At 28.5% G+C, this 22206-nt stretch carries 20 protein-coding genes; 16 read left to right on the top strand and 4 right to left on the bottom strand.

The window, feature by feature from the left end:
* Positions 1-561 precede the first annotated feature (561 nt).
* From OC535_RS10285 to OC535_RS10255, 7 genes are all read left to right on the top strand, one after another.
* On the top strand, positions 562-831 hold the full coding sequence (locus OC535_RS10285) for a PqqD family protein (protein WP_227053412.1): 270 nt from the start codon (positions 562-564) through the stop codon (positions 829-831).
* The gene (locus OC535_RS10280) at positions 824-1246 is read left to right on the top strand and encodes a hypothetical protein (RefSeq protein ID WP_227053413.1); all 423 of its coding nucleotides are present in this window, start codon (positions 824-826) and stop codon (positions 1244-1246) included. Before OC535_RS10285 ends, OC535_RS10280 begins: the two co-directional genes overlap by 8 nt.
* A 49-nt stretch (positions 1247-1295) precedes the next feature.
* Positions 1296-2501, top strand: coding sequence for a nucleotidyltransferase domain-containing protein (locus OC535_RS10275; RefSeq protein ID WP_227053414.1), 1206 nt, complete (start codon positions 1296-1298; stop codon positions 2499-2501).
* A 612-nt stretch (positions 2502-3113) separates the two neighbouring features.
* A complete protein-coding gene (locus OC535_RS10270) occupies positions 3114-3257 on the top strand; it encodes a hypothetical protein (RefSeq protein ID WP_498823747.1) in 144 nt (47 codons plus the stop codon).
* A gap of 16 nt (positions 3258-3273) precedes the next feature.
* A complete protein-coding gene (locus tag OC535_RS10265) occupies positions 3274-4041 on the top strand; it encodes a hypothetical protein (protein ID WP_498823746.1) in 768 nt (255 codons plus the stop codon).
* Between the two features lies 1 nt (position 4042).
* A complete protein-coding gene (locus OC535_RS10260) occupies positions 4043-4306 on the top strand; it encodes a PqqD family protein (protein WP_227053416.1) in 264 nt (87 codons plus the stop codon).
* Positions 4303-4743, top strand: a complete 441-nt coding sequence (locus OC535_RS10255) for a S24/S26 family peptidase (protein WP_227053417.1) — start codon at positions 4303-4305, stop codon at positions 4741-4743. The genes OC535_RS10260 and OC535_RS10255 overlap by 4 nt, the downstream gene beginning before the upstream one ends.
* A gap of 276 nt (positions 4744-5019) precedes the next feature.
* Here the strand turns inward: OC535_RS10255 and OC535_RS10250 are convergent, their stop codons facing one another.
* The 3 genes from OC535_RS10250 to OC535_RS10240 all read right to left on the bottom strand — a co-directional run bounded on the left by OC535_RS10250 (position 5020) and on the right by OC535_RS10240 (position 8410).
* Positions 5020-6195, bottom strand: a complete 1176-nt coding sequence (locus OC535_RS10250) for a MalY/PatB family protein (RefSeq protein ID WP_498823745.1) — start codon at positions 6193-6195, stop codon at positions 5020-5022.
* A gap of 330 nt (positions 6196-6525) precedes the next feature.
* Entirely contained in the window at positions 6526-8136 is a 1611-nt protein-coding gene (locus tag OC535_RS10245) for an ABC1 kinase family protein (protein ID WP_227053471.1), read from the bottom strand.
* Entirely contained in the window at positions 8114-8410 is a 297-nt protein-coding gene (locus tag OC535_RS10240; RefSeq protein WP_227053472.1) for a phasin family protein, read from the bottom strand. Before OC535_RS10240 ends, OC535_RS10245 begins: the two co-directional genes overlap by 23 nt.
* Positions 8411-8671: 261 nt before the next feature.
* On the opposite strand from OC535_RS10240, the gene OC535_RS10235 reads away from it, so the two are divergent.
* From OC535_RS10235 to OC535_RS10195, 9 genes are all read left to right on the top strand, one after another.
* Complete coding sequence (locus OC535_RS10235) at positions 8672-9319, top strand: DUF2238 domain-containing protein (protein WP_498823744.1); 648 nt, start codon at positions 8672-8674, stop codon at positions 9317-9319.
* Between the two features lie 63 nt (positions 9320-9382).
* A complete protein-coding gene (locus OC535_RS10230) occupies positions 9383-11890 on the top strand; it encodes a ribonucleoside-diphosphate reductase subunit alpha (protein ID WP_498823743.1) in 2508 nt (835 codons plus the stop codon).
* Between the two features lie 9 nt (positions 11891-11899).
* The gene (locus tag OC535_RS10225) at positions 11900-12940 is read left to right on the top strand and encodes a ribonucleotide-diphosphate reductase subunit beta (protein ID WP_498823742.1); all 1041 of its coding nucleotides are present in this window, start codon (positions 11900-11902) and stop codon (positions 12938-12940) included.
* Between the two features lie 153 nt (positions 12941-13093).
* On the top strand, positions 13094-13468 hold the full coding sequence (locus tag OC535_RS10220; RefSeq protein WP_227053475.1) for a heavy-metal-associated domain-containing protein: 375 nt from the start codon (positions 13094-13096) through the stop codon (positions 13466-13468).
* Positions 13469-13480: 12 nt separating this feature from the next.
* Positions 13481-14179: an ABC transporter ATP-binding protein gene (locus OC535_RS10215; RefSeq protein ID WP_498823741.1), complete on the top strand. Its 699-nt coding sequence runs from the start codon at positions 13481-13483 to the stop codon at positions 14177-14179.
* Between the two features lie 9 nt (positions 14180-14188).
* Positions 14189-16435 carry an ABC transporter permease gene (locus tag OC535_RS10210; RefSeq protein ID WP_498823740.1) on the top strand — a complete coding sequence of 749 codons (2247 nt, stop codon included), beginning with the start codon at positions 14189-14191 and terminating at the stop codon, positions 16433-16435.
* A gap of 39 nt (positions 16436-16474) precedes the next feature.
* Positions 16475-17428 (top strand): helix-turn-helix domain-containing protein, encoded by a 954-nt coding sequence (locus OC535_RS10205; RefSeq protein WP_227053478.1) that lies wholly within the window; start codon positions 16475-16477, stop codon positions 17426-17428.
* An 83-nt stretch (positions 17429-17511) separates the two neighbouring features.
* Positions 17512-19275: an ABC transporter ATP-binding protein gene (locus OC535_RS10200; RefSeq protein WP_498823739.1), complete on the top strand. Its 1764-nt coding sequence runs from the start codon at positions 17512-17514 to the stop codon at positions 19273-19275.
* Positions 19272-21011 (top strand): ABC transporter ATP-binding protein, encoded by a 1740-nt coding sequence (locus OC535_RS10195; protein ID WP_498823738.1) that lies wholly within the window; start codon positions 19272-19274, stop codon positions 21009-21011. The genes OC535_RS10200 and OC535_RS10195 overlap by 4 nt, the downstream gene beginning before the upstream one ends.
* Before the next feature lie 43 nt (positions 21012-21054).
* Here OC535_RS10195 and OC535_RS10190 read toward each other — a convergent pair whose 3' ends face one another.
* Positions 21055-22032 (bottom strand): helix-turn-helix domain-containing protein, encoded by a 978-nt coding sequence (locus tag OC535_RS10190; protein WP_498823737.1) that lies wholly within the window; start codon positions 22030-22032, stop codon positions 21055-21057.
* Between the last annotated feature and the right edge of the window lie 174 nt (positions 22033-22206).

Raw genomic sequence — 22206 nt, 5'->3', positions numbered from 1 at the left:
AAATATGATTTGAAGACTGGAATATGTAATGCCCCAGTTGCTATATGGTATATTCCATTCAGCAGTGATTTTTCTTGTGCCAAATATAGTGATTTAAATAAACTTTCATCTATGGGAAATACTAAACTGATTTTTGTGGACTTTCTAAAGACGCTGTCTAAACTTTGGTACTATGTCAAGAAAAGTACGAGACTGCTGTTTAGAAATGTTTAAAAAATAAGCCATGGAAATCCTCCAATATATAACACCATTATTATAACAAAAATAAAAAATGAAAATAGTTTATAAACAAAAAAATCACATAAATACTATATTTTAAGATAATATGAAAAATGACTTCTAAACAAATATGGTGCTAACTTTTAAAGACGGATCATCTCATTTCTTTATTTGATTCTAACATAATTCTTTTAAAATAGAAACTTATGGGGTATTATTTATTAGAGAGTAATAAATAATATCCTATAAGTAAGAGGTGAATTGTTCTTTGTTGAAAATTATGTTAATATATACAAGAAATAGATTGGTACTGTTAATTAAACCAAATTAGGAGATTATATTATGAAGATTAAAGAGGGTTTTGTTTTAAGAGATATTGGTAATCAAACCGTTGTTGTTGCAACTGGTGAAGCGAGTCAAGATTTTTACGGGATGATAAAATTGAATCAAACTGGTAAAATCATTTGGGAAGGTATTAGTGATGGTTTATCTGAAGAGTTAATTATTTCAAAACTTTTAGATAAGTACGATGTGGATAAAAATAAGGCTGAATTTGATGTTCGTCAAATGATAGATAAAATGGATAAAGCAGGATTTCTTTTAAATGAATAAGATAGAGTCTGTATTAGAAAAAGAAGGATATTTTGTAAGTACAACTTCTGGTGCGAGTATGTTTCCAATGTTAAGAAATAGAAAGGATACAGTTGTGATATATCCTGTAAATAGTTGTTTAAAAAAGTATGATGTTCTATTGTATAAAAGAGAAAATAATTATGTTTTACATAGAGTTGTTAAGGTGTTAGAAAATGGTTATTTGATTAGAGGGGATAATTGTCTTTATGATGAATTTGTTTTAGATAGTCAAGTTATTGGTATTTTAGCTTCTTTTTATCGTGGTGAAAGATTAATTAGGATAGATGATATACGATATGTTAGTTACTATAAATTTTGGTGTTTTATCTATCCTTTACGAGCTGTTTTTATGAAATTAAGATTTAAAATTGGTCGTATAGTAAGAAGCATATGAAAAAGATAACTGGATAATATTAACATTATAACTGGAAGGAATGAAGGTTGTGGATAATAAAATATCAATAGACGAATATAAAGAGGCTAGCTATGCTCTGATATATTTAATCAAAGCTTCATTAGGTCAAGAAAAAATAAATCTTGAAAAAAGTGAACGTCTATGGAATATTATTTACTATTTATCAAAGTATAATCATGTAGAAGGAATTACGTATTTAGGAGTTAAATATATACAGGGTATTCCATCAAAAATCATGGATGATTGGAAAAAGGACTATGATAGAACGGTTTATTATCAATTTCTTTTTGAAAATGAAAGAAAGGCGATATGCCAGGAAATGGAAAAAAATAAATTATCATATCTGCCAATTAAAGGAGCAAAATTAGTTGATTACTATCCTTTACCAGGAATGCGATTTATGGCTGATAATGATATTATTTATGGTTTTGTTGGAATGGAAAATGGTTATTATTGTCGATTAGGTAAAAATGAAAAAGAGAAAGAAAAAAACATAAAATCTGCACAAAAGATTTTAGTAAATATTATGATGAAGAGGGGCTATAAATGTCAAATAACACGTGGTAATGCTGATGTTTTTAAAAAAAAGCCAATGTTTAATTTTGAAATGCATCGGCATCTGTTTATTTCTGGACAAAAGTTTCATGATTATTATGAAGATCCTTGGTTTAAAGCAAAACGATGTTCTGATGATAAATATGAATTTTATTATTTAGATGAGGATGAGTATATTTATATGATTGCTCATACATATAAACATTTTGATAATTCTGGCTGTGGTATTAGGTGTTTAATTGATTTGTATGTTTTTTTAGAGAAGAAAAAAGATGAATTGGACTGGAAATATATTGATCATGAAATGAAATTAATGGGTTTAGATGTTTTTCATAATAAACTGAAAAAATTGTCTTTAGCCTGCTTTAGTGAAATGTCACTAGATGAAGATGATGAGAATTTATTAATTTATATGATTATGAGTGGGACATATGGAAATGTAATGAACTTTTTTGAAAGGACATATGATCGACAAGAAGGTTGTGATAAAATAAAGAAGCTGAAATACATGAAAAAGCGGTTATTTTTATCTAAAGAAGAGTATAAAGATTCATATCCCATACTTTATCGACATACATATTTGATTCCGTTTTTTACAGTATACAGAATTATAAATTCAATAGTATTAAGACCAGGAAAGTTTTTTAGTGAATTAAAGTTTATAATAAGAAAAAAATAAAAGTGTCTCTATGACAGAGTTGTGGCTAACTTAAATTACGAAATTTGTCAAATAATTTTTATTTGCTTTATTGGTCTTAGCTAACCTGTATCTTTTTTCATATTCATTTGGTAATTTAAATTCATAGTGTGAATGTATTCTTGTTGTATTATAAAATTTTTTAATATAATTAAATATGATTTGATATACCTAGCTATAATTTTATAAAATTAGTTATTTAATAGGTTTTTGAAATTATTTTATATTGCTAAAAAATAAAATGGATTGTAAAGGATAACATGATTAATTTTTGAAATTGATTAGAGGAAATTTTAGCTATATTAATAATTTGAATTTATTATCTAGTGACTAATTAAAATAAGTAAACTTAGTAATTGTCAAAAAATAATGAATTTGATGTTATGAAAAAAATTAGGGGTAATTAATATATTATCATGATATTAAAAATGAAACATTGTCTATATTGGTTGTCATTTTTGAGTAATAAAGAGATTTTATGATTAATAATACTATTAAGAAATGTAAAAAGTTTTGGATAATTAAAATGATATAGTTTAATGAATAGTCAATGATTAATAGGAAGTTATCATAGAAGAGGCTAAAGATATTAGTTTGAATAAGTTTGGGTTTATTAAAGAGCAAAAAACGAAAGTATTACGTCGAGATATAGAAAGTGATTATCAAAAACAGATAGATTTCATGGAAACTAAAATTTCTAAATACGATAAAGAATATATGAACAAATATTTAAAATAGTAAAAAGGGGAAAATAATGTACGATTTTAAAATAAAATTAGCTGAAAAGATTATTAATATATCTGCACTATATTTAGAAACGAGGCATTTTTGTCAAGATTATTTATCCAATGAAACAGCTGATTTCTCTATAAAAATAGAAGAGACTGATATTAATAGTGAACGAATCAAATCGGCCCAAGAAGATGAAAAACAAGGAATAAGTACACGCCACTTTTCTGATGCTTATTTAGAAACACTTGCAGTGTATCGTAAAATTGCTACAATCATGCCACGATATGATGTTTTACTTTTTCATGGTTCTGTAATAGCAGTAGATGAAAAAGGCTATCTTTTTACTGCTCCAAGTGGAACAGGGAAATCAACACATACCCGATTATGGATGGAAAAGTTTAAAGAGCATGCATATATGGTTAATGATGATAAACCGTTATTAAAAATAGGAGAAACAGTTATTGCATATGGCACACCTTGGGATGGAAAACATCATTTAAGTAAAAATACAAGCGTTCCTTTACAGGGAATATGTATATTACACCAGGCAAAAGAAAATCACATAGAAAGAATAGATGAAAGCGAAGCACTTGTAGCAATAATGCAGCAGATTTATCATCCTATTGATGATTCTCAAGCATATCTTCAAACTTTGAAATTAACAGATAAATTATTAAAGTCTGTTCCATTATATAAAATGGGTTGTAATATATCTCAAGAGGCAGTAGAATTGGCTTATAAAACTATGAAATCAATAGATCTAAATAAAATTAGAAAGGGAAAGAATTGAAATGAAGTTAAAAGATGGTTTTGTTATACAAGAAATGGCTGGGGAAACAGTTATGGTTGCAACAGGAGAAGCAAGTAAAGAATTTAGAGGAATCGTTCGTAATAATAAGACTGCAGCATATATTGCGAATTTATTATTACAAGATACAACTAGAGAAGAAATTATTATTAATATTTTAAAAAAATATGAGGTTGAACGTGAGATTGTGGAAAAAGATGTAGATAACATTATTAGTGAATTTGAAAAAGCAGGTTTTCTTGAATGATACGTAATGTAGATATTGCTAAAGAGATTGCAGATCATGGAAGTTGTATTACTACAGTTGTTGGCTATTCTATGATGCCTTTGTTACGTCAAAGAAAAGATATTATTTTAATCGAAAAGACAAATGGAAGGTTAAACAAATATGATGTACCTTTGTATCGACGTGCAAATGGAAAACTAGTTTTACATCGTATTTTAAAGGTTCGAGATAATGACTATATCATTTGTGGAGACAATTGTTATATTAAAGAATATGGAATTACTGATGATATGATTATTGGTGTATTAACTGGAATTACTAGAGATGGAAAATTTATTTCTGTAACAGATAAAAAATATATTTTATATGTACATTTGTGGTGTGATTTCTTTTATGTACGTGCTGGAATACTTCGTATTTTATCTTTAGCACGTAGGTGCAGGAAGAAGATAAGTTAGAGTACTAATTATAAGTGAATAAATATAAGAGGCATGTAAAGGATAAACTGAAGTACGGTTTATCCTTTAATTTAAATTGTATTTCTAGTTAATTTGTTTAGATTATTTAAATAAATAACATGACTGTATATAAACAACAAACTTCCAAATATTAGTTATGAATATGCGAAGATATTTTATCAAGAAGCAAATAAGTATTAAATTGCCATTTATATATAGAACTTAAATAACTGTTATGGTTAACTATTAATATAAAAACAGGTTTTATAACCTGTTTTAAGCAAATTCTTTTTTTAAACGTTCCAAGGCTTCAAGTAGAACAGCAGTAGGACAAGCAATATTTATCCTTTCAAATCCTTCACCTTCTTGACCAAAAAGATATCCTTCATCTAAATATAAATTAGCATTAAACATTTTCTTCTCTAATTCTTGATAATTGTAACCAAATGCTCTAAAATCCAACCATGCTAAATAAGTTCCTTGTAAAGGATATACTTTGACTTGTGGTATATTTTGATCAATAAAATCAACTAATAATCGATAATTTTTTGCAATCAATTTCTTAAATTCTTCTAACCAGTTTTCACCTTTATTATAAGCTAAAATTGTAGCTTCATAAGCCATTGTATTTAAGCTGTGAAAACATCTTTTTTCTTGCTGTAAAATAAATTTATTTTTTAAATCAGGATTTCTAATAATAATATTTGATCCTTGTAACCCCGCTAAATTAAAACTTTTACTTGGAGCAGTACATGTAATAGTAATATTAGCAATCTCATCATTTAAAGTAGCAATAGGATAATGCTTAAAGCCAGGCATAATTAAATCTTCATGAATTTCATCACTAACAAGAATAAGGTTATTATCTAAACATATTCTTGCTAGTTTTTCCAATTCTGCTTTTTGCCAGACGCGTCCCACTGGATTGTGAGGATTGCATAAAATTAATAGCTTATTTTCTTGTTTTTTAGCTAGTGTTTCAAATTTTTCAAAGTCTATTGTATAGCTGGTATCTTGATTAATTAATGGACATTTTACGATTTGACGATTATTTATTTTGATGGCTTGATAGAAAGGATAGTATACAGGTGTAAATACTATTACACCATCATTTTCATTTGTAAATGCGGATACAGCATCAAATAATGCTGGTACGATTCCATTTGAAATAACGATCCAGTCTTTTTTTATTTCATAATTATGTCTTTTTTTCATCCAGTTTATTACAGCTTGATAATATTTATCAGTGGGATTAGTATATCCCAAAACAACATCATTTTTTAAAAATTCAATTAACCCATCTCTAATTTCAGGAGCTAAAGGAATATCAACATCAGCTACTGATAATGGCGCAATATTATTAGGAATATTAGCACTGATTATCTTCATTTCATCCCATTTGCATGAACCTTTAGTACTACGATTGATTAGGGTTTCAAAATCATATATCATCTGTTTACCTCCCTTGTTGAGTACCTTAAATAGCAATGTACTACATTTGAAATTAATGTCAATAAAAAGAATCTTGATTAAATATATGATTTAAAGATTTTAGAATTTTAATTCAATTTCTTTATCATTTTAATAACCAAGATTTTGATAATAATGGGATTAGATTAATTATTCATGTAAATTATAGATTATTTTACATATTCAGTTAAATATAATTTATCCCCAAGGTTATTATCAGATTTTTAATTTAAATAATTATCTTTTCTATTTTTTAAGTTTAGCTTTAGATATATTAAACGTCTTATTTAGATTTTACGATTATTTATTTTACTATTTAGGATGTTTTCTTTCTTTCAAAACGGTAAATAATAGCCATATCCCAAGTCCTACAGCTGTAATATAGCCAATAAAACCTAAAGCAGGAATTCCAAATACTTTAGGGGTCATTTGGGTCGTACATAAAAGGCTGCTGGCCATTAATAATCCAGCACTAACAATGCCTACAGTTAATTTATTAACCATATGATTAACAGATTTTAATGGAACACTGGAATCCATAATATTTAAATTAACTTTTAAACGGCCTTTTCTAATCATATTAATGACTTCAGATAACTGAATTGGAAGATCAATAGTATGTTTAAAAGCATCATAAGTTTTTTTACCTGTTGACGTTAATTCTTTTTTTAAATCAAAATGACTAAACATATGTTTAGCAACATGATTAGCTGCAATTTCAACAATACTTATATGAGGATCTATTAACATAACAGTACTTTCAATGGTTACTAAACCTCGTGCTAACATACTGATGCCTTTGGGCATAGAAATACGATGTTTATGAGCAATTGTAAATATTTCCTGAATTGCATCTCCCAGGTTGATATCTTTTAAATTGGTATTAACGTAATGGTGCATAAAGGTTTCAATATCATCATAAAACAAAGTATAGTCAATGCGATTATCATGATTGCCCAAAGTTAAAATAACATCTACTAACTTTTGTGTGTCGTTATTACCAATGGCCATAACAGCACTTTTCATTAGAGTTTTGTCTTCAGGCTTTAAGATACCCATCATCCCAAAATCAATCCAGATAATTTGACCATCTCTTATTCTAAGATTACCAGGATGGGGATCGGCATGAAAGAAGCCATCATCAACAATTTGTTTGATATAATTTTCAGCTAATTTTGCAGCAATTTCTTTACGCTGATAGCCATTATTTAAAAGCATTTCAATTTGATCGATTTCAAAGCCGTCTATGTATTCCATTATCAAAATCTTACTAGTCGTGTAATCTGTTTCAATAACAGGAGTACCAATGCAAGCTATATCCTTATTTAGGTCAGTAAAATAATTTGCAAACTTTGCTTCATTTAAAAAATCCATTTCTTCTTTAGCAGTATGCCAAAATTCATCTAAAACAATATTTAAATCAACAACATTACCTAAGGCCTCATTAATTTTAAGCAATTTGATTGCACGTCGAATTAATGAGATATCCTGCTCCATTGTTTCATAAATATTAGGTCTTTGAACTTTAACGACAATAGCTTTCCCATTTTTCAAAGTAGCCTTATGTACTTGAGCAATTGAGGCACTTCCTAAAGGATTTTCATCAAATTCTAAAAATATTTCTTCTAATTCACATCCATATTCATTTTCAATTACATTACGAACCGTTTGAATATCAAGCGGAGCAACATTATCACGCAGTTTTATTAATTCTTTACAGTAACGCTGTGAAAACATATCCTGTCTAGAAGACATAATTTGTCCAATTTTTACAAAAGTAGGTCCTAAATCTTCTAATATAATTCTAAATTTAACAGGATCGATTCCTTTAGTAAGATGATGTTTTTTCAAAATATTAATAATTTGAATAAGACGTCGTTTACTGCTCATATTTTTTTGGCTATTCTTGTTTGTTTGTAGCATTTTGTAATTCTTCAATTTTTGCTTTTAAAATTTCTAGATCTTCAGGGCTTGCATTTTCTAGATCTTTACTCATTTTTTCTACTGATACAGGTTTTTCCATTTTTTTAGTAAGATTATGTTTTAATTCTTCGTTTAATGCTTTCCCTTGTTCAACGGTTAATTCTCCTTTTTGAACTAATTCATCAATAACTTCTTTTGATTTTTCAAAAGTTAAAGCGGCAGCTCCAATTCCTGCTAAAAATACTTTTTTTAAATCATCACTAATATTATTCATAACAATACTTCCTTTCTTTATGATCTATTTTTATTTTAACACTTTTTATATTAATACTTAATTAATTTTTAATAATAATTTATCATTTTTAGAAATATTAAATTGAAATATTCTTATTTTAAGTTTTTTTATATAAAATAAAGAAAAAGCAAAAGAATATTAACTTTGAATATATTTTATAATTATTAATATAATAAAGTAGTAAAAATATAGGATGAATGGGTATATTAATACTAAAATAAATGATAGGTGATTATTGATATGTTAAGCAAACAAAAACAGTATAAGTTAGTTTTAAAATTATGCATTATAATATATATTTTAACTTCAATTATTGGTTTTTATCTTAATTATGTAAATAATAATTCTACGGCTTTTTTTATGGGATTTGCAGCATTAATAACACCATTAATAATTCCTTGCCTATTTTATTTATTTAAATTAAAGGCTACAAATGAGATTTATATTATTAATCTTATTTTTATGTATTTTGCATCATTGATTGGGAGCTGTTTTAATGGATATAATTTACCATTTTTTGATAAAATTTTACACTTTTCAAGTGGGATATTTGCTTCTCTATTAGCTGTTATTCTTTTTTATATAATAAAAAAAGAAAAAAAGATCATAGATCATCAAGAATACAAGATATTTATATTATTTGTTTTTAATACAAATCTTGCAATTGCGATGTTATGGGAATTGTTTGAATATATGATGTTGATCTTGTTTAATAACGACTGTATTAATCATTATAAAACCGGTGTACATGATTCAATGACTGATATGCTTTGTGCATTAGTGGCAGGGACAATAATAATTTTTTTGATCAGACGTTTTTATCAACAAGAAAAAAAGCATTTTTTATTACAATTATGTGAAGATTTTTATGATCAAAATTTTAATTAAAAGCATATCGATTGAAGCAATTATAAGTAGTATGCTAGAATGGCTACCTAAGGATGTGAAATGATGAAAATTCAAAAAAGAAATGGTTTATATCAAGAATATGATAAAAATAAAATAAAACTAGCTATTCAAAAGGCTTTTAATAGTCTTGATCAAATTATTGGTAAAACTGATTTAGATAAGATTATTGAGGAAGTTGAAAAAGATCTAGCTGATCAAATTAATGTTGAAATGATTCAAGATAAAGTAGAAGAGGCATTAATGAAACAAGGATATCTTCAAGTAGCAAAGGCATATATTTTATATCGTCAAAAACATAGTGAGCAACGGGATATCATAAATGAATTAATTGCTTTAATAAAAGATGAAGGATTAATAGAAATTTTTAATACGATTCAAAAAGATTATCCCGACAAAGAATACTCTTTACAATTATTATTAGCGAAATTTAAATCTTTTTATAAAGAAGAGATGAGTTTTCAAGAAGCTTTAACAATGTTGATAAAGGCAGCAAATGAATTAACTAGTAAAGAAGCTCCAAAATGGGAAATGATATCAACACGTTTTTTAAGTTATGATATATATCAAAGAGTAGATAAAAAAATGAAAGAATATAATATTACTACTTTTTATGATAAAATTAAATTTTTAACTAAACAAGGCTACTATGGTTCATATATTTTAGAACATTACTCCCAATATGAAATTGAAGAATTGAGTAATTATTTAGAAGATGAACGTGATAAATTGTTTACATATAGTGGTTTAGAGTTGATCATGAAACGCTATCTAATCCAAAATCATCAACGTGAAATCTTAGAAAAACCCCAAGAGATGTTTATGTTGATTGCGATGCATTTAGCTTTAAAAGAAAAAGATAAAGTTAAATGGGCTAGAGAAATTTATGATATTTTAAGTACATTGAAAGTAACAATGGCAACTCCGACAATGTCCAATGCCAGGAAACCATTTCACCAAATGAGTTCGTGTTTTATTGATACAGTTGATGATTCATTAGCGGGAATATATAAAAGTGTTGATAATTTTGCTAAGGTATCTAAAAATGGTGGCGGGATGGGTCTTTATTTTGGAAAAGTTCGTGCAAATGGCAGTAGTATCCGTGGATTTGAAGGTGCTGCTGGTGGGGTGATTCGCTGGATCAAATTAGTTAATGATACTGCAGTTGCAGTAGATCAATTAGGTGTAAGACAAGGTGCTGCTGCAGTATATCTAGATGTTTGGCATAAAGATCTACCAGAATTTTTACAGCTTCGGACTAATAATGGTGATGATCGGATGAAAGCACATGATATCTTTCCGGCTGTTTGTTACCCTGATTTGTTTTGGAAATTAGCTAAAAATGATTTAGATGCACCTTGGTATATGATGTGTCCGCATGAGATTTATGAAGCTAAAGGATATTATTTAGAAGATTACTATGGTGAAGTTTGGGAACAAAAGTATTATGAATGTGTTGTAGATAAACGAATTTCAAAACGCGTGATGACAGTTAAAGAAGTTGTAAGATTAATTATTAAATCTTTAGTAGAGACGGGGACACCGTTTACGTTTAATCGTGATCATGTAAATAAAATGAATCCTAATGGTCATCAAGGAATTATTTATTGTAGTAATTTATGTACAGAAATAGCGCAAAATATGAAAGCGATGGAAATTTTGCCTTATGAAGAAATTAAAGTTGATCAAGAAACAATAATAGTTGAAAAAACTAAACCTGGAGATTTTGTGGTTTGTAATCTTGCTTCATTAACATTAGGGCGAATAGATGTTACAAATGATGACGAATTAAAACATATTATTAATGTAGTTGTTCGGGCTTTAGATAATGTAATCGATTTAAATTATTATCCTGTTCCTTTTGCCCGAATAACTAATCAAAAATATCGACCAATTGGGTTAGGAACAAGTGGTTACCATCATATGCTGGTGAAGCAGGGAATTGCTTTTGAAAGTGATGAACATTTAAAGTTTGTTGATCATCTTTATGAAAAAATTAATTATTTAACTTTAGAAGCTTCTTGTAATCTAGCTAAAGAAAAAGGCAGCTATGAATTATTTAAAGGTAGTGACTTTGCAACAGGAGCATATTTTCAAAAACGCCAATATAATGATTTAAAATGGCAAAAGCTGCAAAAGAAGATTCAACAATATGGCTTAAGAAACGGCTATCTTTTAGCTATTGCGCCAACTAGTTCGACTTCAATTATTGCAGGAACTAGTGCGGCTGTAGATCCAATTATGAAAAAATATTTTATGGAAGAAAAAAAGGGCAGCATGATTATTCGCGTGGCACCAGATTTGAACATGAAAACATTTTGGCTTTATAAAAATGCTCATCATATTGATCAAAACTGGATCATTAAAGCTGCTGGAATTCGCCAGCGTCATATTGATCAAGCGCAATCGGTTAATTTATATATGACTAATGAATTTACTTTTAGAAAATTATTGGATCTGTATCTTCAAGCTTGGCAATATGGAGTAAAAACGATCTATTATGTTCGTAGTCAATCTCTTGAAATTGAAGAGTGTGAATCATGCAGCTCATAGGAGGTTAAAATGGAATTAAAGAAAAAAGCGTTATTTAATGCATCTGGTGATATTGATGTAAGAAAACGTCGGATGATCAATGGTAATACGACTAATTTAAATGACTTTAATAATATGAAATATGCATGGGTCAGCAGCTGGTATCGCCAGGCGATGAATAATTTTTGGATTCCTGAAGAAATTAATTTAACTCAGGATATCCAAGATTATCGAATATTAAGTGAGGCTGAAAGAACAGCATATGATAAGATTTTATCTTTTTTAGTATTTTTAGATTCTTTGCAGACTGCGAATCTTCCGAATATTGGTGAATATATTACAGCAAATGAAGTGAATCTTTGTTTAACGATTCAAGCATTTCAAGAGGCAGTACATTCACAGAGTTATAGTTATATGCTTGATACGATTTGTTCGCCGGCTAAAAGAGATGAAATATTATATCAATGGAAATATGATGAACATCTATTAAAAAGAAATAACTTTATTGGTGAGCAGTATAATGCTTTTCTTGAAAATAAAGATAGTTTTCATTTAATGAAGACGATCATGGCTAATTATATTTTAGAAGGAATATATTTTTATTCGGGATTTATGTTCTTTTATAATTTAGGACGAATGGGTAAAATGTCAGGATCAGCGCAGGAAATTCGCTATATTAATCGTGATGAAAATACGCATCTTTGGTTATTTAGAAATATTATTCTTGAATTACAAAAAGAAGAACCAGATTTGTTTACTGTAGATAAAATAAAAGAATATCGCCAGATGTTAAAACGTGGTGTCGAAGAAGAAATTTCATGGGGACAATATGTTTTAGGTGATCGAATCGAAGGATTAACTAGCAAAATGATTAGTGATTATATTCATTATTTAGGGAATTTACGAGCAGTATCATTAAATTTTGGAACACTTTATGAAGGTTATGAAAAAGAGCCTGAATCGATGAAATGGGTAAGTATTTATAGTAATGCTAATAATATCAAAACTGATTTTTTTGAAGCTAAATCAACTGCTTATGCTAAATCTTGTGCAATTGAAGATGATTTATAGGATTAATAAAATAAGGAAGTTTTAAAATTGTTGATTTTAAAGCTTTCTTTTTATTTTAAAGTCAATATTTTATTATTTATTTGTTTGACAAGACTAACAATCAAGCATAAGATATATGTAGTTAGAGTAAGCTAACACAAAAGGAGGGACCGTATGACAACAACAATAATTGTAATCATTTTGATTGTTTTAGGCATATTTAGTGTTAAGTCATATTTAAAAAAAATCACCCGAGGATGTTGTGGTGGTGAAACAGATAGTCCTGCTAAAAAAATCAAACCACAGGATTTAAAAAAAGAACATTATCGATATTGTGCAACAATGGAAATCAAGGGAATGACTTGCAGTAATTGTCAAAGACGGATTGAAAATATTTTTAATCAAATCGATGGTTATTATATGGAAGTAGATTTAGATAATCATGTAGCAACGCTTTTAACAAAACAACCTGTGACAAGTGAAACTATTAGCGATTTAGTTAAATCAGCAGGATATCGCGCAGCTAAAATAACAGAAGTTTTAAGATAAAGGAGGAGCTTTATGTATTTAGAATTAAGGGAGGTTCAAAAATATTATGGGGAGGGAGAGAACCGAATTCAAGTATTAAAAGGCGTTAATGGTAAAATTGAAAAGGGTGAAATATGTGTCATGTTAGGACCATCAGGTTCTGGTAAATCTACTTTGTTGAATCTAATTGGTGGAATTGAAACGATTGATAGTGGTAAAATAGTTGTTGATGGTATTGATATTTCTACTTTATCAAAAGCTAAGTTGGGAGTGTATCGACGTGATACTTTGGGATTTGTGTTTCAGTTTTATCATTTAGTACCTAATCTAACGGTAAAAGAAAACATCGAAACTGGGGCATATCTAAGTAAAGATCCCTTATCTGTAGAAGAACTATTAAATAAATTAGGATTAAGCGAACATCGAAATAAATATCCTAATCAATTATCAGGAGGGCAGCAGCAAAGAACGGCTATTGGAAGAGCCTTAGCTAAAAATCCAAAATTACTATTATGTGATGAACCAACTGGAGCATTAGATTATTATACATCTAAGGATATTTTAGAATTATTAGAACAAATCAATAATGATTATGGAACGACGATTTTAATCGTTACTCATAATGATGCCATTTCTAAAATGGCTCAAAGAATACTACGTTTACATGATGGACAAATTATTTCTAACTCATTAAATTCATCAAGAATTACTGCCAAAAAATTAGAATGGTAGGTGGTAAGTGTGAAAAATCCATTAAATAAAAGTTTAAAAAAAGAATTCACTAATAACTTAGCTCGCTATTTAGCCATTGCTTTAGTAATGATCGTTATGATTGCAACAATATCAGGTTTCTTTAGCGTTGCTTATAGCGTTAAAGATCTACTTAAACAAAGTCAAGAAGAGTGTCTTGTTGAAGATGGCCAAATTACCCTTAATTCTCCTTTGACACAAGAAGTAATTAATAAAATTAATGAAGAACCATTAAGCATTTATGAAAATTTTTATAGTGAACAAAATATTAAAAATGATGCAACATTAAGAATTTATAAAGAACGTAAAAATATTAATCTGGCTACTGTTTATCAAGGTCGGATGCCAAAAAATAATCAAGAAATTGTTTTAGATCGGTTATTCGCTATTAAAAATAATTATGAAATAAATAGTATGATCAATATTGATAAAATGAAATTAAAAGTCGTTGGGTATATAAGTTTACCTGATTATAGTTCATTAATTGAAGATAATAATGATTTGATGATGGATGCAATTCATTTTGGGGTAGCGATCGTAAATGATGATTTGTTTGAACAATTAAGCGATATAAATATAAATTACACATATAGTTATCTTTTAAATAATGATGATGCTAGTGATAAAGAAAACTATGATCAGCTAAATAAAATTAGAGATATTTGTCTTCAAAATGGATTCATGCCAAAAGGAATGATGACACAGCAAATGAATCAAACAATTTCCTTTTTGCCAAATGATATGGGTGGCGATATCCCAATGATGAATATGTTATTTTACATAATTTTGGTCATTTTAGCCTTTATTTTTGTTGTTATTTCTCAAGCAGTTATTGAAGATCAGGCAACTGTCATAGGTACATTATTGGCTAATGGGTATACTAAATATGAATTGATTCATCATTATTTAGCGGTACCAATGATCATCGTTATTATTAGTGCAATTATTGGTAATATTTTGGGATACACACTAATGCCTTCATTTTTTTCAACGATGTATTATAGTAACTATTGTTTACCACCATTACAATTAAAATTTATTTACGAAACATTTATCAATACTACTATACTTCCCGTCGCTATTATATTTGTAGTGAATTACGTAATGCTTTGGCGTAAATTAAATATTTCACCATTAAAATTTTTAAGACGAGATTTAAGTAAAAATAAAAAACGTCACTATGTTCATTTAAAACAAAAATCCTTTATTAAACGTTATCGCCAAAGAGTAATTCTTCAAAATAAAGGAAGTTATTTAGTTTTAATGATTGGAATTGTTTTTGCCAGCTTCTTATTGACTTTTGGTTTCTGTGTTGCTCCTTCAATCAACAAATATCTTGATAATATGAATGATAGTGTAAAATCTAATTACCAATATATTTTAAAAGCTCCCGTTGAAGCTGATGGGGAAAGAGTAGTTTATACTTCTTTAGAAACATATTTCAAAGCTGGGGATATTGATTTAGATGTATCGTTTTATGGTTTAGATAATAACTCAAAATATTATCCAGATATCAAATTACCAGACGATAATGAAATCGTAATATCTTATGACTTTAGTAAAAAAGTAGGAATAAAAAAGGGTGATACTGTTACTTTTACTAATATATATACTGATAAAGAATATATATTAAAAGTTTATGATATTTATGATAGCCGTACGACCATTAGTGCTTATATGTCACGTAGCTCATTGAATGAGTTGTTGAAGCAGGATCTGGATTATTATAATTGTTATTTATCTGATAAAAAATTGAATATCGATGATGAATATATCGCAACAACAATTACAAGAGATGATGTTTTAAAAATTGGTCAACAGATGATAGAATCTTTTTCTCAAGTAATTCCTATTATGACGGCTGTTGCAATAATTATTTATTTAGTTGTAATGTATATTTTAACGAAATTAGTATTAGATCGGAATGCTAGTTATATGTCTTTTTTAAAGGTTATGGGATATGATGATCAAGAAATCAGTAAGGTTTATCTTAAAGCAACAACTTTGGTAGTTATTTTTTCATTGTTGATTAGTTTACCAATTTGTAAATATGGCCTAAAAATTTTATTTATTCAAGCGATGGTTAGATTTGCAGGATATCTTGAAATATATATTTCATGGTATTTATATGTAATGATATTTATTGTTGGTTTAATTACATATCTTGTTGTTAACATATTTTTAAATAAACAGATTCAAAGAATTGATTTAGGAGAATCATTAAAAGATACAGAATAACGATCGTTATTCTGTTTTCGATATTACGGAGGGAAAAGAATGTTAGAGGATATCGAATTACCGTTTGTTAAGATAAAAAATATAAATAAATATGAAAATGAATATCAGATAGGTCAAACTGATGGTAAAGGTGTAATGTATAGTATTGATGTCTACCCTGGTATTCAAGTTATTTATAACGATTTTCATTGCTTTGAAGCGCCAACAGATAATTCTAATAAGAAATGCTATCTTGAAATCAACCATTGTTTAAAAGGTAAGTTTGAATGTCAGTATGATAAAAATTATTATGCTTATTTATCTCAAGGTGATTTAGCGATTAGTTTTAACCCTATTGATAAAATGACCCATTCATTTCCGCTTGGTTATTATAATGGTGTTGAAATTTTAATAGAAATCGATACAGCTAGACATAATAAAATATTGGAAGCATTTCATATCGATATTGATTCGATTGCTCAAAGATTAAAAGATAATTCTAGAGTATATATTTTTAGAGCAACAGCTCAAATTGAACATATTTGTTTGGAAATGTATGAAATAGAAGAAGAAATGAAAAGAGATTATTTAAAAATCAAGGTATTGGAATTGTTATTATTTTTAAGTCACCATGATTTTGGAATTTTAGAAAATAAGAAGCGCTATTATCCCAAAAAACAAATTGAGATAATTAAAGCAATCAAAGCTGATCTAAGTAAAAATTTATCTGATAAATATGATTTAGAAAAATTAGTAAATAAATATAATATTAATATTCATACTTTTAGAAAAGCATTTAAAGAAATTTATGGTAAACCAATATATCAATGGTATAAAGAATATCGATTAGAGTACAGTATTGGTTTATTAGTAAATACAAATAAATCAATTATTGAAATAGCCAATGAAGTAGGTTATTGTAATCCTAGTAAATATGCAGCAGCTTTTTACCAATATACTGAAATGACACCACAGCAATATCGTAAACTGCATCTTAAAATGGAGCAATTATAATATTTTGGAGTAGCGTTAAGTTAAATATAGCGGTATACTTTTATAAAAGTTAGCTTTAACTAACTTTTGTAAGGAGGGATGATATGGCAGTATTAAAAAAATTATTTGCTTATGCCGGCAAATATAAATATTTAACAATTCTTTCCATCATATTTTCAGTAATAAGTGCAATTATGTTGTTAATGCCTTTTATTTGGATTTGGAAAGTTATTGATGTCATTTTGGATGTATATCCAAATTATAGTCAAGGTGATGTTGCGATTCAATATGGTTATTATGCTTTAATTTGTGCAGTAATTGGAATTCTATTATATGTTGCTGGTTTATTATGTTCGCATTTAGCCGCATTTCGAATTGCCTCAAATATGCGAAAAGCAGCTTTACACCATGTAGTATTATTACCATTAGGTTATTTTTCCAAAGAGGGTAGTGGAAAATTAAGAAAGATTATTGATGAAGCAGCAGCTTCAACAGAAACATATCTAGCACACCAATTACCAGATATGGCACAGTTGATAACAACTGTATGTGCTGTAATTGTTTGTTTATTTATTTTTGACTGGAAGTTTGCAGTTGCATCATTGATTCCAACATTATTAGCTTTATCCAATATGTTTAAAATGGTTGGACCTGATTTGCAAGATTCAATGAAAGCATATATGGATGCATTAGAAGGAATGAGCAATGAGGCGGTAGAGTATATTCGTGGGATTCCAGTAGTTAAAACGTTCCAGCAAACTGTTTTTTCATTTGATCGTTTTCATCAGGCAATAAAAAATTATGAAAAATTTGCAATTGGTTACACCAATAAAATGCGTATACCAATGACTTTATTTACTACTTTTATTAATAGTATTTTCATCTTTATTATCGGGGCAATGATATTATTGATTTTAAATGGTTTTAATTTAGGAAAATTAATGCCTGATTTTCTATTTTATGTGATTTTTACCCCAATAATTGCTGTAACTACAAATAAAATCATGTTTGCTAGCGAAAATACGATGTTAGCTCAAGATGGCGTAAATCGAATCGAAGGAATCATTAATGAAAAACCTTTTTCTTATTCAAAGAGTACAAATAAGATCATTAATAATGACATTGAGTTTGAACATGTTTCATTTTCATATCCAGGTAGTAGTAATGAGGTACTTCATGATATCAATTTAAAAATAAAAAGTGGTACAACAGTTGCTTTTGTAGGCAAAAGTGGTGGTGGTAAATCAACTTTAGTTTCTTTGATTCCTAGATTTTATGATGTAACTAAAGGTAATATCAAAATTGGTGGTATCAATGTTAAAGATTTAAGTGAAAAAGAATTGATGAATAAAATTTCGTTTGTTTTTCAAGATTGTCGATTACTAAAGAAAAGCTTTAGAGATAATATCAAAATGGGATTACAAGTTAGTGAAGATAAAATCATTGAAGCTGTCGATAAAGCCCAATGTAGTGAGATAATTAAAAAGTTTGACTTAGGACTAGAGACAAAGATAGGCAGTCAAGGAGTTTATTTATCGGGTGGTGAAACACAGCGGTTAACTTTAGCTAGAGCGATTGCTAAAAATGCACCTATATTATTGCTTGATGAAGCAACAGCATATGCTGATAGTGATAATGAAATTCTGATGCAAAAAGCAATTATGGAATTAACTAATAATAAAACAACGATCATGATAGCTCATCGTTTATCAACGATCGTCAATGTTGATTGTATTTATGTTGTTGATGGTGGAAGCATCGTTGAAAGTGGTAATCACGAACAATTAGTTAAAGAAAACGGGCTATATGCAAAGATGTGGAAACAATATTGTCAATCTGTTGACTGGAAAGTAGGTGAAGCATCATGATAGAAAAGATTCAGGCACGTTTTGCATTGACGCGCTTAGGTGCTATAAACTTGGTTAAAGCATGTATTTCATGTACGATCTCATATTTAGCCATTGCAATGTCTATCGGTATTTTATATTATTTTACTTGTGATGTTTTAGATTTATTGTTTAACGATAAAAATATATCTTATGGTATCTATCTTATTGAATTTATTGTTGTTGTAGTATTGATCTACGTGGCTCATTATATTCAATATAACATGACATTTTATAACACTTATAAAGAAAGTGCGAGACTACGAATAAGAGTAGCTGAAAAATTACGACAATTTCCGTTAATGTTTTTTTCAAAGCGTGATCTTTCGGATTTAACGACAACGATTCTTTCAGATGTTACGGGAATGGAGCAGGCCTTATCACATTTTATTCCAGAGTTTTTTGGTTCGATTGCTTCTACGATCTTACTTTCATTATCAATGTTTTTCTTTGATTTTAAGATGGCATTAGCTGCTGTTTGGTGCGTACCAGTATCATTTTTATTAGTCATTTTGGCTAAAAGGAAACTAAGTAATGCAGGGTTTAAAGATCGGCAAAAGCAATTAGTAAGAACTGAAAAGATTCAAGAAGGAATGGAAACAATTAGAGACTTAAAAGCAAATCATTTTGTTGATGAATATTTAACGGAAGTTGATCAGGTAATTGATGATTGTGAAAAAAGTCAAATTAAAACAGAGTTAACAAACGCTCTATTTGTGGTAAGTTCACAATTGATTTTAAAATTAGGAATCGCAACAGTTGTAATATATGGTGTAACTTCATTAATTGATCATACGATTGATTTAAAGATTTTTATGCTCTTTTTGATCGTTGCCTCACGTCTTTACGATCCATTGAGTGCGACATTACAAAATCTAGCTGCGATAATTGGCTGTGATCCTAAAATCGATCGTCTTAATGAAATTGAAAACTATCCCCTACAAACTGGACAAGAAACATTTGATCCTACTAACTATGATATCGAGTTTAAAAATGTAAGTTTTTCATATCAAAAAGGAAAGCAGGTACTTAAAAATGTTAATTTTGTTGCAAAACAAAATGAAATAACGGCTTTGATCGGTAATAGTGGTGGCGGTAAAACAACTTGTGCTTCTCTTGCAGCTCGTTTTTATGAATTGGATCAAGGAATGATTACAATTGGAGGAATCGATATTGCGACAATTGATCCAGAAGTTTTATTATCAAAATTTTCAATCGTTTTTCAAGATGTCGTTTTATTTAATAATACGATCTTAGAAAATATTAGAATTGGTAAAAAAGATGCTACTGACGATGAAGTCAAAGAAGCAGCTCGCTTAGCGTTTTGTGATGAATTTGTAGAAACTTTACCTGATGGTTATAATACAATAATTGGAGAAAATGGTTCAAAACTTTCTGGGGGACAGCGTCAAAGAATCTCAATTGCTCGAGCAATCTTAAAAAATGCTCCAATTATTTTATTAGATGAAGCCAGTGCTTCATTAGATGTTGAAAGTGAGACATTTGTTCAAAAAGCTTTATCACATTTAATTACTGGGCGCACAGTTATAATGATTGCCCATAGAATGCGGACGGTTGCCAATGCTTCACAATTAGTTGTTTTAGAAGATGGACAGGTTGTTGAACAAGGAACACCAGAGCAATTAATAAAACAAAATGGTGTTTATAAAAGAATGGTTGATTTGCAAAATATGAGTAATGAATGGAAATTAAACTAGCATGAAAGTGCTAGTTTTTTTATGGTAATGTATGATAACCAAATCAATTATTTGATTTTTTCATTATTTTTCGATACTCATCAGGATAGAGTCCGGTATTTTTTTGAAATAAGGCAGCAAAACGACCAGCGTGGTGATATCCAACGGATTGTGCTATTTGTTTGATTGTAAAATCTGTCGCTACTAATAAATATTCGCCATGAGCAATACGTTTATTTTGGATATATTGGGTTATCGTATAGCCATAACATTTTTTAAATGAATTACGTAATTTTGTTTGTCCCATACAAGCAATCTTTGTAAGGGTATCAGTTTTAATATTAAAAGCAAAGTGATCGTTTATATATGATTTTACAGCATCTAAATTAACTAGATCTTCTTTTGATAACTCATTATGAGAAACAATATTTTTACTTTTGATCGATTTATCAATGATCAAGGATAATGCTTCAGAAACTTTACTTTCATAAAATAAATGAGCTGCTAATCCCGTTCCCTTAAAGTTTTGTAATTGGCGCATCAATAGGACTAACTGGGGAAAATCATTAATACCATCGATACTCAAGAAAGCATTTTTATAATCAAGAAACTCATTAGGATATTTTTGCTTCAAATAATCATGATAATAACCAGGCATCAATATTAATTCAATTCCTTTGATAGGAACATTTTTATGATATTTAGCACGATATATTTGATGATTAGAAACATGTCCTCTAATACAATTTGCATTCAATCTTTTATATGGTGCTAATTCCTCAGCAAAAATAGTATCATAGTAGCTAATAGAAATAAAATCCTGCTGTTTATAAGCAATAACCTTATCTTTTTTAAAACGAATATCGATCATGCCAATTGCAAACATTCCCTCTCTTTCATAATACCAATAATAACCTTCACCTAAATCATGAGGCAGTTCATAACAAGTGCCTTCTATATTTACGTTATCTTTACAAGGACAAGGCAAAAAGCCTAATTGGTTTAAACAATCTTCTAGTAAATTATCAACTTTATTTTTCATAATTTCCTCCATGAGCCACATTCAACGAACATTAAGCACGATTCAACACAATTACGATGAAAGTATTGCTTAAATGATAAATTAGTTTTAAATTATTTTTGTAAATTAGTTAGAAATTTCTAACTATTATATAGCAATTATTTTCAATTAATTCAAGTAAAAGGAGGGCTTTTT

Source organism: Clostridium sp. Marseille-Q5894 (assembly GCF_946902305.1).
GTDB lineage: Bacteria > Bacillota_I > Bacilli_A > Erysipelotrichales > Coprobacillaceae > Thomasclavelia.
This window is presented reverse-complemented; position numbering and strand designations above follow the sequence as displayed.